Annotated in this window: 11 protein-coding genes; 8 read left to right on the top strand and 3 right to left on the bottom strand. The window is 68.7% G+C overall.

The features are described 5' to 3' along the window. The first annotated feature begins 33 nt into the window (after positions 1-33). A complete protein-coding gene (locus V6M56_RS05615) occupies positions 34-1,593 on the top strand; it encodes an ABC transporter substrate-binding protein (RefSeq protein ID WP_332681968.1) in 1,560 nt (519 codons plus the stop codon). Here V6M56_RS05615 and V6M56_RS05610 read toward each other — a convergent pair. Beyond that, the gene (locus V6M56_RS05610) at positions 1,536-2,240 is read right to left on the bottom strand and encodes a GntR family transcriptional regulator (protein ID WP_332681966.1); all 705 of its coding nucleotides are present in this window, start codon (positions 2,238-2,240) and stop codon (positions 1,536-1,538) included. The two genes, V6M56_RS05615 and V6M56_RS05610, sit on opposite strands and share 58 nt — an antisense overlap. Before the next feature lie 153 nt (positions 2,241-2,393). Here V6M56_RS05610 and V6M56_RS05605 point away from each other — a divergent pair, with 153 nt between their 5' ends. Genes V6M56_RS05605 through V6M56_RS05585 form a run of 5 tightly spaced genes read left to right on the top strand, consistent with a single transcriptional unit; the run spans position 2,394 to position 8,393 of the window. Beyond that, entirely contained in the window at positions 2,394-3,281 is an 888-nt protein-coding gene (locus V6M56_RS05605; RefSeq protein WP_332681964.1) for an alpha/beta hydrolase family protein, read from the top strand. Between the two features lie 47 nt (positions 3,282-3,328). Continuing rightward, entirely contained in the window at positions 3,329-4,870 is a 1,542-nt protein-coding gene (locus V6M56_RS05600; RefSeq protein WP_332681963.1) for an ABC transporter substrate-binding protein, read from the top strand. Positions 4,871-4,901: 31 nt separating this feature from the next. Further along, positions 4,902-5,846, top strand: a complete 945-nt coding sequence (locus V6M56_RS05595) for an ABC transporter permease (RefSeq protein ID WP_332681961.1) — start codon at positions 4,902-4,904, stop codon at positions 5,844-5,846. Between the two features lie 28 nt (positions 5,847-5,874). Then, positions 5,875-6,693 (top strand): ABC transporter permease, encoded by an 819-nt coding sequence (locus V6M56_RS05590; RefSeq protein WP_332681959.1) that lies wholly within the window; start codon positions 5,875-5,877, stop codon positions 6,691-6,693. Further along, a complete protein-coding gene (locus V6M56_RS05585; RefSeq protein ID WP_332681957.1) occupies positions 6,690-8,393 on the top strand; it encodes an ABC transporter ATP-binding protein in 1,704 nt (567 codons plus the stop codon). The genes V6M56_RS05590 and V6M56_RS05585 overlap by 4 nt, the downstream gene beginning before the upstream one ends. A gap of 42 nt (positions 8,394-8,435) precedes the next feature. On the opposite strand, the gene V6M56_RS05580 is transcribed toward V6M56_RS05585, so the two are convergent. Further along, a complete protein-coding gene (locus tag V6M56_RS05580; protein WP_332681956.1) occupies positions 8,436-9,674 on the bottom strand; it encodes an NAD(P)/FAD-dependent oxidoreductase in 1,239 nt (412 codons plus the stop codon). Further along, complete coding sequence (locus V6M56_RS05575; protein WP_332681953.1) at positions 9,671-10,468, bottom strand: glutamine amidotransferase; 798 nt, start codon at positions 10,466-10,468, stop codon at positions 9,671-9,673. The genes V6M56_RS05580 and V6M56_RS05575 overlap by 4 nt, the downstream gene beginning before the upstream one ends. A 254-nt stretch (positions 10,469-10,722) precedes the next feature. On the opposite strand from V6M56_RS05575, the gene V6M56_RS05570 reads away from it, so the two are divergent. Both V6M56_RS05570 and V6M56_RS05565 read left to right on the top strand, forming a co-directional pair. Beyond that, positions 10,723-11,364, top strand: a complete 642-nt coding sequence (locus V6M56_RS05570; RefSeq protein WP_332681951.1) for a TetR/AcrR family transcriptional regulator — start codon at positions 10,723-10,725, stop codon at positions 11,362-11,364. Between the two features lie 20 nt (positions 11,365-11,384). Beyond that, positions 11,385-12,566, top strand: coding sequence for an efflux RND transporter periplasmic adaptor subunit (locus V6M56_RS05565; RefSeq protein ID WP_332681950.1), 1,182 nt, complete (start codon positions 11,385-11,387; stop codon positions 12,564-12,566). The last annotated feature ends 9 nt before the right edge of the window (positions 12,567-12,575 follow it).

Raw genomic sequence — 12,575 nt, 5'->3', positions numbered from 1 at the left:
CCGACCACCCGATCATAAAAGGGGAACCTGCCGATGCATCGCCACCGCCGCCTTTCCCTCGCCCTCGCCGGGCTCGGCCTCGCCGCTCTCGCCGCCGTTCCGGCCACGGCGGGCAGCGTGCGCGTCCAGCTGCCTTTCGACATCCGCTCGATCAATCCGGGCGTGAACCGCGACCACAACACCGACGGCGTCGTGCTGCACATGGTCGAAGGGCTCGTCGCCTATGGCGAGGATTCGCTGCCCAAGCCCCTGCTGGCCGAGAAGGTCGCGATCTCCGATGACGGGCTGAGCTACAGCTTCACGCTGCGCCAGGGCGTGAAGTTCCACAATGGCGCCGAGCTCTCCTCCGCCGACGTGGTCTGGAGCTGGAACCGCTACATGGATCCGAAGACCGACTGGCGCTGCCTTTCGGAATTCGACGGTCGCGGCCTGGTCAAGGTCGAGCAGGTCACGGCGCCCGACGCCCGCACCGTGGTGTTCAAGCTCGACAAGCCGAGCGCGCTCTTCCTGGCCTCGCTCGCCCGCACCGATTGCGCCATGACCGGCATCCTGCACAAGGATTCGCTCAAGCCCGATGGCCGCTTCGACAAGCCGGTCGGCACCGGCCCATTCAAGCTCGGCGAATGGAAGCGCGGCGAATACATCCAGCTGGAGCGCTTCGCCGATTATGCCGCCCTGCCGGGCAAAATCGACGGCCTCACCGGCGCCAAGCGGCCGCTGGTCGACGAGGTCCGCTTCGTCATCATCCCCGACAGCGCCACCGCCAAGGCGGCGCTGCAGCGCGGCGACATCGACATCGTCCCCGACGTCGCCAATGCCGACATCGCGGAGCTGAAGAAGAACGAGCGGATCGGCCTTTCGGTCGTCACCCATATGGGCCTGGTCGGGCTGATCATCCAGACGCGCGATCCGCTGCTCGGCAACGTCAAGCTGCGCCAGGCGATCGCCTCTGCGATCGACACGCCCGAGCTCGTCGCCCAGGTCACGGACGGCATCGGCACGCCGAACCAGTCGATCGTGCCGGCGCTCTCGGCCTATTACGGCCCGGCCCAGAAGCAGGGCCGCCCCTACGACCTCGCGGCCGCGAAGAAGCTGCTCGCCGAGGCCGGCTACAAGGGCGAGAAGATCGTGATGCTCGCCAACAAGCGCTATCCGCAGAGCTTCGACGCGGCGGTCGTCTCGCAGCAGATGCTCAAGGCCGCCGGGATCAATGTCGAGATCGAGGTGCTCGAATGGGCGACCCAGCTCGACCGCTACAGCAAGGGCAACTACCAGATCCAGGCCTTCCCCTATTCGGGCCGGCTCGATCCCTCGCTCTCCTTCGAATCGATGACCGGGCCGAAGGACAAGCAGCCGCGCAAGCTCTGGGACGACCCTGCCGTGCAGGCCCTGCTCGACAAGTCGATGGTCGTCGCCGGCAAGAGCGAGCGCCAGGCGATCTTCGACGAGTTGCACAAGCGCTTCATCGCCGATGTGCCGATGGTGATGCTCTATAACGGCATAGTCGGCGGCGCCTATGGCAAGCGCGTCAAGGGCTACACCTCGTCGCTGACCTCGCTGCCCCGCCTCTGGGAAGTCTCCGTCGACGGCTGAAGCGCCGCCGGCACCTCGCTCATGTCCTTGACGATGTGGCCGATGGTCAGTTCGGCGAGGCGCTCGCCGTCGCCGGCCGCGATCGCGGCGACCATGGCGTGGTGGTCGCGGTCGCTGTTGAGCAGCGCCTGATGCGAGGTCCAGACCGTGACCGCCGAGCCGCGCGAGCGGTCGCGCAGCGCCCAGATCGTCTCCTCCAGCACTGGATTGCCGCAATGGGCGTAGATCAGATGGTGGAAGGCACGGTTGATCTCGCTCTGGCGCAGCCTGGTGCCGCTGCGCACGGCCTCGCCGAACTCATGGGCCAAAACTTCGAGGCGGGCGAGGGCGGCCGCGTCCATCCGGGGCGGCACCTCGCGGGCGGCGGCGGCCTCCAGGATGACGCGCGTGTCGCGGATGGCGCGATAGGTCCGGATGTCGATCTCGGCGACGCGGTAGCCGCGATTGGGCACATGCTCGATGGTCTTGCGCACGGTCAGCTCGTCGAGCGCCGTGCGGACATCGAAGCGCGTCGCCTTGAAGGCCTGCTCGAGATCGATCTGGCGCAGCCATTCGCCCGGGCGATAGGCGCGCATATGGATCGCCTCGGCGATCTCGCTGGCGAGGGCACCCTTGGCTCTTTGGCGGATCCGGGGACGAGTGGCCATGACAGGTCTCTAGAGCATCGCGGCCGTGCTTGGGAACCGGAGTTTCGGCGCGGCGCACAAACGGCGGCAGCGTGCGCGAATCCTGGGTTGCAGGCCTTCCCGTATCATGCAACATAATTGGCGCCAATTATACAGCCAATCGAGAGGCGCCGCATGACTGCCCCCGTCGCAAGCCAGGCCCAGCCCGAAGACGAGGCGACCGCCCGCGGCCGCGCCCTCTACGATCTCGGCCCGACGGCGGTCATCGCCTGCCGCCACGATCCGCGCTTCAGCTATTGCCTCTATGTGCCCAAGGACCTCGGCAAGGGCGGCGTCGCGCCCGAGCTCGTCGTCGCCATGCACGGCACCGGCCGCGGCTTCACCGGCTATCGCGACGCCTTCGAGGCCTTCGGGCGCTGGAACAACTGCGTCATCCTCGCCCCGCTCTTCCCGATCGGCGTGATGGGCGACGGCAATCGCGACGGCTTCAAATACATGCGCGAGGGCGCGGTCCGCTACGACCATGTCCTGCTCGCCATGGTCGAGGAGGTCGCCGAGGCCTATGGCCTGCGTTTCGACCGCTTCGCCCTGTTCGGCTATTCCGGCGGCGGCCATTTCGCCCACCGCTTCCTGATGCTGCAGCCGACGAGGCTCTGGGCGGTCTCGATCGGCGCGCCCGGCTCGGTCACCCTGCTCGATCCGACGCGCGACTGGTGGGTCGGCACCCGCAACATGGCCGGGCTCTTCGGCACCGCCCCCGACATTGAGGCGATGCGCCAGGTGCCGGTGCAGATGATCGTCGGCGCCGCCGATCTCGAGACCTGGGAGATCACCCACAGGCCCGGCGGCCGCAACTGGATGCCCGACGCCAACCATGCCGGCGCGACCCGCCCCGAGCGGCTGCAGCGCCTGCAACGCAATTTCGAGGAGCACGGCATCGGCGTCCGCTTCGACCTCGTGCCGAACCTGCCGCATGACGGGCTCAAGGCCGTTTCGCGCGTGGAAGACTTCTTCGCCGACGCGCTGGGCAAGCGCCGAAGCGGGGCTGCCAGAGCGGCCTGAGACCGCGGCAAAGATCGCAAGACGCATAAAAACAAGGGGAATCGGATATGAACCGCCTGCTCGCCTCCGCCTTCGCCCTGCTTGCCCTGGCAAGCCCGGCCGCCGCCCAATCGGTCACCGTCGCGGTCGCGGCCGACATCCGCAGCAACAATCCCGGCGTCAACCGCGACGACAACACCGACGATTTCGCGCTCCAGCTCGTCGAGGGCCTGGTCGGCTATGACGAGGGCGGCGTCGCCACGCCGCTGCTCGCCGAGAAGGTCGAGCTTTCCGCCGACGGCAGGACCTACACCTTCACGCTCCGCGAGGGCGTCAGGTTCCACAACGGCGCCGAGCTCTCCTCGACCGACGTGCTGTGGAGCTGGAACCGCTATATGGACCCGAAGACCGACTGGCGCTGCACCTCGGAATTCGACGGCCGCTCCGGCCTCAAGGTCGAGGAGGCGACGGCGCCCGATGCGCGAACCTTCGTGATGAAGATCGACAAGCCGAACGCGCTCTTCCTCGACACGCTCGCCCGCACCGACTGCGCCATGACCGCGATCCTGCACAAGGATTCGGTCAAGGCCGACGGAAGCTGGGACAAGCCGATCGGCACCGGCCCCTACAAGTTCGGCGAGTGGAAGCGCGGCGAATATTTCACCATGACCGCCTTCGACGGCTACAAATCGCCGAAGGAAGGCAGCCGCGACGGCTATGTCGGCGCCAAGCGCCCGCTGCTGAAGGAGGTCAAGTTCCTGGTCGTCAAGGACCCGGCGACGGTCAAGGCCGGGCTGCTCTCGGGCGCGCTCGACATGGCCGAGATCCTGCCCAGCGACGTCGAGGAATTGCGCCGGAATCCCAAGCTCGCCGTCGCGGTCCAGCCCAATGCCGTGCGCCATGTCTTCCTGATCCAGACCCGCGATGCGGTGATGGGCAACCAGAAGCTGCGCCAGGCGATCGCCGCCGCGCTCGACATGGAGGAGCTGGTCGCCGCGGCTTCGAACAATCTCGGCAAGCCGAACTCGTCGCCGATCTACTCGGCCTCCAGCTATTTCGGCGAGGCCGAGAAGAAGGGCCATGCCTACGATCCGGCCCGCGCCAGGAAGCTGCTGCAGGAGGCCGGCTACAAGGGCGAGAAGATCGTGATCCTCGCCAATAAGCGCCCGACCGTGCCGAGCTTCCCGGCGGCGGTAGTAGCCCAGCAGATGCTGCAGTCCGTTGGCGTCAATGCCGAGATCGAGGTGCTCGACTGGGCGACCCAGCTCGACCGCTTCAACAAGGGCAACTTCCAGATGCAGTCCTTCTCCTTCTCGGCCCGCTTCGACCCGGCCATCGCCTTCGAGCAGTTCTCCGGGCCGAAGGACAAGCAGCCGCGCAAGGTCTGGGACAATCCCGAGGCGCAGAAGCTGATCGACAGGCTGTTCCTCACCTCCGACCGGGCCGAGCGGCAGAAGCTCGTCAACCAGTTGCACCAGCGCGTCATCGACGAGGTGCCGCTGATCTTCGTCTTCAACGGGCTCGACGTCATCGCCCATGCCAAGCGCGTCCAGGGCTTCAAGCCCTGGCAGTCGAAGCTGCGCATGTGGGAAGTGACGCTGGCGGACTGACGCCGAACGCCGCTCGCACCGGAGGACACCGATGCTGCGCTTCGCGCTGACGCGCATCCTGATGGCCCTGCCGACGCTGCTGATCGTCTCGGTCGCGGTCTTCATCCTGATCCGCCTGATCCCGGGCGATCCGGCCTCGCTGATGCTCGGCGATCTCGCGACGCCGGCCTCGATCGCCGATCTGCGCACCAGGCTCGGCCTCGACCAGGCCTTGCCGGTGCAGTTCGGCATCTGGTTCGGCAACCTGCTGAACGGCGATCTCGGCTTCTCGATCAACTCGCAGCAGGCGGTGCTGCCGCTGATCCTCTCACGCTTCTGGGTCAGCGCCGAGATCGTGCTCGTCGCGGTCGCGCTGGCGAGCCTCGTCGCGGTGCCGGCAGGCGTGCTCGCCGCCTGGCGGCAGGATTCGTCGCTCGACCTCTCGCTGGTCGCGATGGCGACGCTGCTGCTCTCGGTGCCGACCTTCTGGCTCGGCTTGCTGCTGCTGCTCTTCTTCGGGCTGAAGCTCGAATGGCTGCCGGTCGTCGGCTATGTCTCGATCACCGAGGATCCCTGGCGCGGCATCCTCTACCTGGTCATGCCGATCCTGACGCTGTTCCTGCACGAGATCGGCGTGATCCTGCGCATGGCCCGCGCCTCGACGCTCGAGGTGCTGCGGCTCGACTACATCACCCATGCCCGCGCCAAGGGCCTGTCGGAAGGTTCCGTGCTCTGGAACCACGCCTTCAAGAACGCCTTCGGGCCGACCTGGACGCTGATCGGCCTCGTGCTCGGCAACCTGCTCGGCGGCATCGCGGTGGTCGAGACGGTCTTCACCATCCCAGGATTGGGCCGCCTGCTGGTCGACGCGATCTTCGCCCGCGACTACCCGGTGATCCAGGGCTGCATGCTCTTCGTCGCCTTCACCTATGTGCTGGTCAACCTCGTCGTCGACCTCTGCTATCCGATCTTCGATCCAAGGGTGACTGCACAATGACGGTGACGGCGCAATGAGGGTGACGGCAATGAGGCTCCCCGCTGCCAACGCCCTGATCGGCGGTACGCTGATCGGCTTCCTCGCGCTCGTCGCCTCGGTCAGCGCGCTCTGGACCCCCTATGATCCGCTGCGCCTGTCCTTCCGGGCCAAGCTGGTGCCGCCCTCTAGCCTGCACTGGCTCGGCACCGACGAGTTCGGCCGCGACGTGCTCTCCCGGCTGATGGCCGGCGCCGCCACCTCGGTCTGGATCAGCCTGCTGACGGTCGCGCTCGCAGTCTCGCTCGGCACCGTGATCGGCCTGTTCTCCGGCTATGTCCGCGGCTGGGTCGACCGGACGATCATGGCCTTCAACGACGCGCTGCTCGCCTTCCCCGGCATCCTCCTGGCGCTCGGCCTGCTCGCCGTGGTCGGCGCCAACAAATACGGCATCATCCTGGCGCTCGGCATCGCCTATGCGCCCTCGGTCGCCCGCATCGTGCGCGGCGCCGTGCTCTCGCTGCGCGAGAAGGAATTCATCGCCGCCTCGCGGGTGATGGGCAATTCCGAGACCTTCACCATGCTCCGCCACGTCCTGCCGAACTGCATCGCGCCGCTGACCGTGCTGGCGACCTCGATGTTCGGCTGGGTGCTGCTGGCCGAGAGCTCGCTCTCCTTCCTCGGCCTCGGCGTGCCGCCGCCGGCCCCGACCTGGGGCAACATGCTCGCCGGCAGCCGGCCCTATATCGACCAGGCGGTCTGGCTCGGCATCTTCCCCGGCCTCGCCATCTCGCTGACCCTGCTCGGCATCAACCTCCTGGGCGACGCGCTGCGCGACCGGCTCGACCCCCGCATGCGAGGTTCGCGATGAGCGCCGCAAAGCCGCTGCTCGCGGTCGAGGGCCTGACGCTGCGCATCGGCACGAGCGGCCGCACCGTCGTCGACGATGTCGGCTTTTCCGTCTCGCCGGGCGAGATCGTCGGCATCGTCGGCGAATCCGGCTCCGGCAAGACGCTGGCGGCACGCGCCGTGATGGGCTTCGTCCCGGCGGCGGTCCGGCTTGTCTCGGGCAGTATCCGCTTCGACGGCGAGGAGGTCACGACCATGGCGCCAAAGCGCCTGCGTGCCATCCGCGGCGCCCGGGTCGGCATGGTCTTCCAGGAGCCGATGACCTCGCTCAACCCCTCCATGCTGATCGGGCGCCAGCTCGAGGAAGGCCTGGCGCTGCATCGCAAGCTCGACGCCGCCGGCCGGCGCGCGCTGATCCTCGACATGCTGCGGCGCGTCGGCATCCGCGATCCGGAGGGTGCGTTCAACGCCTATCCGCACCAGTATTCCGGCGGCATGCGCCAGCGCATCATGCTGGCCTCGGTGATGCTGCTGAAGCCGGCCTTGCTGCTCGCCGACGAGCCGACCACCGCGCTCGACGCCGTCGTCCAGCGCGACGTCATGGAACTGATGGTCGACCTGACCAAGGAGAACGGCACTGCCGTGCTGCTGATCTCGCATGATCTCGGCATGGTCGCGCGCTATTGCAGCCGCATCGTCGTGATGTGCCAGGGCGAGGTGGTCGAACAGGGGAATAGCGAAGACATCCTCGCCCGGCCGCAGCATCCCTATACCCGCAAGCTGCTGGCGGCGATGCCGCATCGCGAGCCGGCGCGCGAACTGCCGGAAGCCGCAACCCCGATCGTCGCGGTCAGCGACCTCGTCGTCGATTATGGCGGCCGCCAGGGCTTCTTCCGCAAGGAGGCGGCCAAGCGCGCCTTGCACGGCATCAGCCTCGCCGTCCGGCCGGGCGAGGTCGTCGCCGTCGTCGGCGGCTCCGGCTCGGGCAAGACCACGCTCGGCCACGCCATCGCCGGGCTGATCAAGCCGACCGGCGGCGAGATCCTGTTCAACGGCAAGCCGATCGCCAAGGGCTCGAACGGCGGCGGCGAGACGGCCTATTGGGACTACCGGCTGAACTGCCAGATGGTCTTCCAGGACCCCTATTCCTCGCTCGACCCGCGCATGACCATCGGCGAGCTGGTGGCCGAGCCGTTGCGGCTGGTGCCCGGCATGGGCGCCGCCGACAGGAAGTCGCGCCTCGCCGAGGTGCTGGGCGAGGTCGGGCTCGGCGACGGCTTCGCCTCGCGCTATCCGCACGAGCTCTCCGGCGGCCAGCGCCAGCGCGTCGCCATCGCCCGCGCCATCATCCGCCGGCCGAGCTTCGTCATCGCCGACGAGCCGGTCTCGGCGCTCGACGTCACGGTCAGGGCGCAGGTGCTCGCGCTCTTCGCCGAACTCCAGCGCAAGCACGGCTTCTCCTGCCTGTTCATCAGCCATGATCTCGGCGTCGTCGAGCAGGTCTCCGACCGCGTCGTCGTCATGCATGAGGGCCGCATCGTCGAGGAAGGCACGCGCGACCAGATCTTCGACGCTCCCCGGCACGACTACACCCGCAAGCTGCTTTCCGCCGTGCCCGGGCTGGAGAGCATGCAGGATGGCGGGGTGCGCCTGTTCTGGCGGCTGGGCGAGCCGGAAGCGGCCGAGACCGCGCCGTCATTCCGGGGCGCTGCGCAGCAGTGAGCCCGGAATGACCAGGCGGTTCGTCGCGAAACCAGCGGGCGGCTAGAGATAGCGCCCCGGCGCGTATGGCGTCGGGTCGACCGGCGGGGCCTCGCCGCACATCAGGGCCGCCAGGATCTCGCCGGTCATCGGGCCGGTCGAGAAGCCGAGATGCTGGTTGCCGAAGGCGAGCCAGAGCCCGTCATGCCCGGGCGCGGCGCCGATCATCGGCAGCGAATCCGGCAAGGTCGGCCGCGCCCCGCGCCAGGTCGGGCCGATGACCGCGCCCAGCGGAAAGGCTTCGCGCGCGCTCTGCGTGACGCTGTCGATCTGGCGCAGCCGGTCGGGCGCGTCGCGGGCGCTGAGATCGACGCCGCTGGTGATGCGGTAGCCTTCCTCCATCGGCGTCATGAAATAGGCGCCGTCGACATCATAGACCGGGCGCGACAGGCGGGCCCCGTCCTGCGGCGCGAGATGGCGGTGGTAGCCGCGCTCGACATCGAGCTTCGGGTCGAGCCCGAGCGGGGCGAGCAGGTCGGCGCTCCAGGGCCCGAGCGCGACCACGACATCGCCCGCCTCGTGGACGCCCTGCCCGGTCTGGACCCGCCAGAGCGCGCCTTCGCGCCGGAGAGCGCCGACCTCATCCTGGACGATGCGGCCGCCGCGCGCCGCGAACAGGGCGGCATAGGCCGCCGTGACGGCGCCGGGCGAATCGACGGATGCGTTGGCGGCGACGAAGAGCCCGGTCGGAAAGATCGGGTTCAGGGACGGCTCGAGCGCGGAAATGCCCTGCCGGTCGAGGATTTCCGAAGCGATGCCATAGGCGGTGAACAGGGCCTGCTCGGCCCGGGCGGCCTCGGCGCCCGCCGCGCTGCGCCAGAGCTTGAGCGTGCCGGTCTCGCGCAGGCGATGGCTGATGCCGGCCTGCTGCATCAGGGCCCGGTGGCGCACGACCGCGCTGGCGGTCAGCCCGTTCATCGCCGCGATCCGGGCCGAGGCCTGCGAGGGCCGGGCTTCCCAGAGGAAGCGCAGCATCCAGCCGGGGCTGGCGAGCGCGCGGCGCCAGTCGAGATGCAGGGCCGGATGGCGGTTGCCGAGATAGGCCGGCAGCTTGGCGTAGAGACCGGGATTGTTGAGCGGCACCAGCGAGGAGCGGCCGATCACCCCGGCATTGCCATAGGAGGTCTCGCGACCGGGCTCGCGCCGGTCGAGCAGCGTCACGGCGAGGCCGCGCTGCTGCAGGGCGAGCGCGCAGGAGACGCCGACGATGCCGGCACCGAGGACGAGGACGCTGCGGCTCATGAGCTGGCGAGGGGGCTGATGGCCGGCTGCTCGAGCCAATGGTCGAGGAAGGCGTCGAGCCAGCTCCGGATGGCGGGGTCGTACTGGTACCAGCCGTCGAGATGCTGCTGGCGCAGCTGCGCGCCCGGCATCAGGGTGCGCTCGTGGCCGCGCACCGACCAGCGGCAGATCATCGCCGGCGTCACCTCGGGGTGGAACTGGATGCCATAGGCCCTTTCGCCGGCGCGGATCGCCTGCACCGGGAAATCGCCACCGGTGGCGAGGCATTGCGCACCGTTGGGGCAGTCGAAGCCCTCGCGGTGCCACTGATAGACCGTGCCGGGCCAGGCGAAGCCGGCGTCCTGCGCGTGGCTCCTGCCAGCTTCGGTCTGGTCGAGCCGGTAATAGCCGACCTCGGCCCGGCCTTGCGGATGCGTGTAGACGGTGCCGCCGAGATGCCGGGTCAGCATCTGGGCTCCGAGGCAAATGCCGAGAAAGGCCGCCTTTTCCTTGAGGCAGGTTCCGATCCAGTCGATCTCGGCCTTGACGAAATCGTCGGGGTCGTTGGCGCTCATCGGGCCGCCGAAGATCACCGCGCCGGCGTGCTCTTGCATGGTCCGGGGCAGCGGATCGCCGAAGCGTGGCTTGCGGATATCGAGCGCATATCCGCGTTCCACCAGCAGCCGGCCGACGCGGCCGGCCGTCGAGTGCTCCTGATGCAGCACCATCAGAACCGGCTTGCGGGGCTGGGGCAGGCGGTCGAGACGCGTGCGGAGCCGGCGGCGGGTCGGGAAACGAAAGGACTGGTCGTTCATCGCGGCGGTCGGTCGCGCCCCCGAGCAGAATCTCGCAGCAGGCCTGCTGGCGCCGGAGAATGCGGCCGCAGGCCGGGATCGGCAAGGAGATTATGCCTCGCGGCGGGTATGGCTGCGCCCCGCATGGTGCATGCGGCATGCAATCTGGCGAATATCCTTGCCGGGAATGCAACCGCCGGCCGCATCCGGCGTTGACTCGCGCGCCGGGATCAGGCAATGAGAATGAACGTTCATTCTCATTTTCTGACCGAACCTTGTCGCAGATCGCAGACCAGATCACGGCCGAACGCGGCCCCTCGGATCGCCACATCCGCATCCTCGATGCGGCCGAGCTCGTCTTTGCGCGCGCCGGCTTCCATGCCGCGACGATGAACGATGTCGCGCTCGAAGCCGGGATGAGTCCGGGCAATCTCTACCGCTATTTCCCGTCCAAGGATGCGATCGTCGCCGGCATCGCCGAGCGGGATCGCAGCGAGATCGCCGCCGACTTCGCCGACCTCGACCCGGCCAAGGGCCGTCTGCTCGACCAGCTCGAGGAGCTCGGGCGCCTCCATATGGTCCGCAAGCCGCGCGAAAAGGCGATCATCGCCCTGCAGATCTGGGCTGAATCGTCCCGCAACCCGGCGATGGCGCAGATGTGCGCCGGCATCGACGGCACGGTCGAGCACGGCCTCGCCGCCGCGGTCACGGCCGCCAAAGCGAGCGGCGAGCTGCCCGACAATCTCGATCAGGCGCGCTTCCTGCAGGCGATCTTCATGATGGCCGATGGCTTCTTCTGCCGGCGCGCCGTCGACCCCGATTTCGACGCCGCCGCCGGCGCCGAGACCCTTTTCGCCGCGATGCGCGGGCTGGCGCAGGTCATGCTGCTGCCGCCGACATCGGGCGAGCAACCATGAACGACCCGAAAGCGTCCCGCATGCCCGTTTCCCGCAAGAGCATCATAGCCCTGTCGCTCCTCGCCTTCGCCGCTGCGCCGGGCATCGCCCGCGCCCAGGCGCCGGCGGCCGCGGCCGTGCAGCAGCCGACCGCCGGCCCCGCGATCACGGTGACGACCGCCAAACGCGGCGAGATCGTACAGAGCGTCGTCGTCTCGGGCTCGATGATTGCCCGCGAAGAGATCATCGTCGCGCCCGAGATCGACGGCTTCGTCATCGTCGAATTGCTGGCGGAGGAAGGCGATCGCGTCGCCGCCGGCGAGGTGCTGGCGCGGCTGTCACGGACCACGCTGGAGGTGCAGCGCAGCCAGAGCGCGGCGCAGATCGACCGCGCCGAGGCGGGTGTCGACCAGGCCAAGGCGCAGATCGTCGAGGCCGAGGCCAATCTCGTCCAGGCCAACAACGCCTTCGACCGCACCAAGGCGCTGCGCGACAACGGCAATGCCAGCCTGGAGACCTTCGACCAGCGCTCCGCCGCCGCTCGTTCAGCGCAGGCGCGGCTGAACTCGGCCAAGCAGGCGCTGGCGATCATGACGGCCGACCTCGCTCTGGCGAAGGCCCAGGCCAAGGACATCGAGGTCAGGCTGGCGCGAACCGAGATCAAGACGCCGAAGGCCGGCATCGTCAGCCGTCGCAATGCCCGCCTCGGCGCCATGGCGACGCTGGCTTCGGCCGAGCCGCTGTTCAAGATCATCGCCGACGGCGCCATCGAGCTCGAGGCCGAGGTCGCCGAGGTCGAGCTCCCCAGCCTCAGGATCGGCCAGAAGGTCGCGGTGACGCCGGCCGGCGCGGCGCAGGCCCTGGAAGGCGAGATCCGGCTGATCGCGCCCGAGGTCGACAAGGCCTCGCGGCTCGGGCGGGTGCGGATCGCGCTCAAGGACAATCCGCCGGTGGCGCTCGGCTCCTTCGCCCGCGGCGTGATCGAGACCGGCCGCAAGACCAATGTCGTGCTGCCGCTTTCGGCGATCACCTATACGCGCGCCGGCGCCACGGTGCAGGCCGTCAAGGACGCCAGGGTCACGACGAAGAAGGTCGAGCTCGGCCTCATCGGCGACGGTCGCGCCGAGATCGTCTCCGGCCTCGCCGAGGGCGAGAGCGTGGTGGCGCGCGCCGGCACCTTCGTGCGCGACGGCGACGTGATCACGCCGGTCGCGACGAACTGACGGGGCTGG

This window comes from Allobosea sp. (assembly GCF_036675845.1).
GTDB lineage: Bacteria > Pseudomonadota > Alphaproteobacteria > Rhizobiales > Beijerinckiaceae > Allobosea.
Note: the sequence above shows the minus strand (reverse complement) of the source record. Positions and strands in the feature narration are given on the sequence as shown.

Bases quoted from the DNA above. Each gene is read 5' to 3' on its own strand.
- V6M56_RS05615 (WP_332681968.1), top strand. From the start codon at position 34: ATGCATCGCCACCGCCGCCTTTCCCTCGCCCTCGCCGGGCTCGGCCTC.
- V6M56_RS05610 (WP_332681966.1), bottom strand. From the start codon at position 2,240: ATGGCCACTCGTCCCCGGATCCGCCAAAGAGCCAAGGGTGCCCTCGCC.
- V6M56_RS05605 (WP_332681964.1), top strand. From the start codon at position 2,394: ATGACTGCCCCCGTCGCAAGCCAGGCCCAGCCCGAAGACGAGGCGACC.
- V6M56_RS05600 (WP_332681963.1), top strand. From the start codon at position 3,329: ATGAACCGCCTGCTCGCCTCCGCCTTCGCCCTGCTTGCCCTGGCAAGC.
- V6M56_RS05595 (WP_332681961.1), top strand. From the start codon at position 4,902: ATGCTGCGCTTCGCGCTGACGCGCATCCTGATGGCCCTGCCGACGCTG.
- V6M56_RS05590 (WP_332681959.1), top strand. From the start codon at position 5,875: ATGAGGCTCCCCGCTGCCAACGCCCTGATCGGCGGTACGCTGATCGGC.
- V6M56_RS05585 (WP_332681957.1), top strand. From the start codon at position 6,690: ATGAGCGCCGCAAAGCCGCTGCTCGCGGTCGAGGGCCTGACGCTGCGC.
- V6M56_RS05580 (WP_332681956.1), bottom strand. From the start codon at position 9,674: ATGAGCCGCAGCGTCCTCGTCCTCGGTGCCGGCATCGTCGGCGTCTCC.
- V6M56_RS05575 (WP_332681953.1), bottom strand. From the start codon at position 10,468: ATGAACGACCAGTCCTTTCGTTTCCCGACCCGCCGCCGGCTCCGCACG.
- V6M56_RS05565 (WP_332681950.1), top strand. From the start codon at position 11,385: ATGCCCGTTTCCCGCAAGAGCATCATAGCCCTGTCGCTCCTCGCCTTC.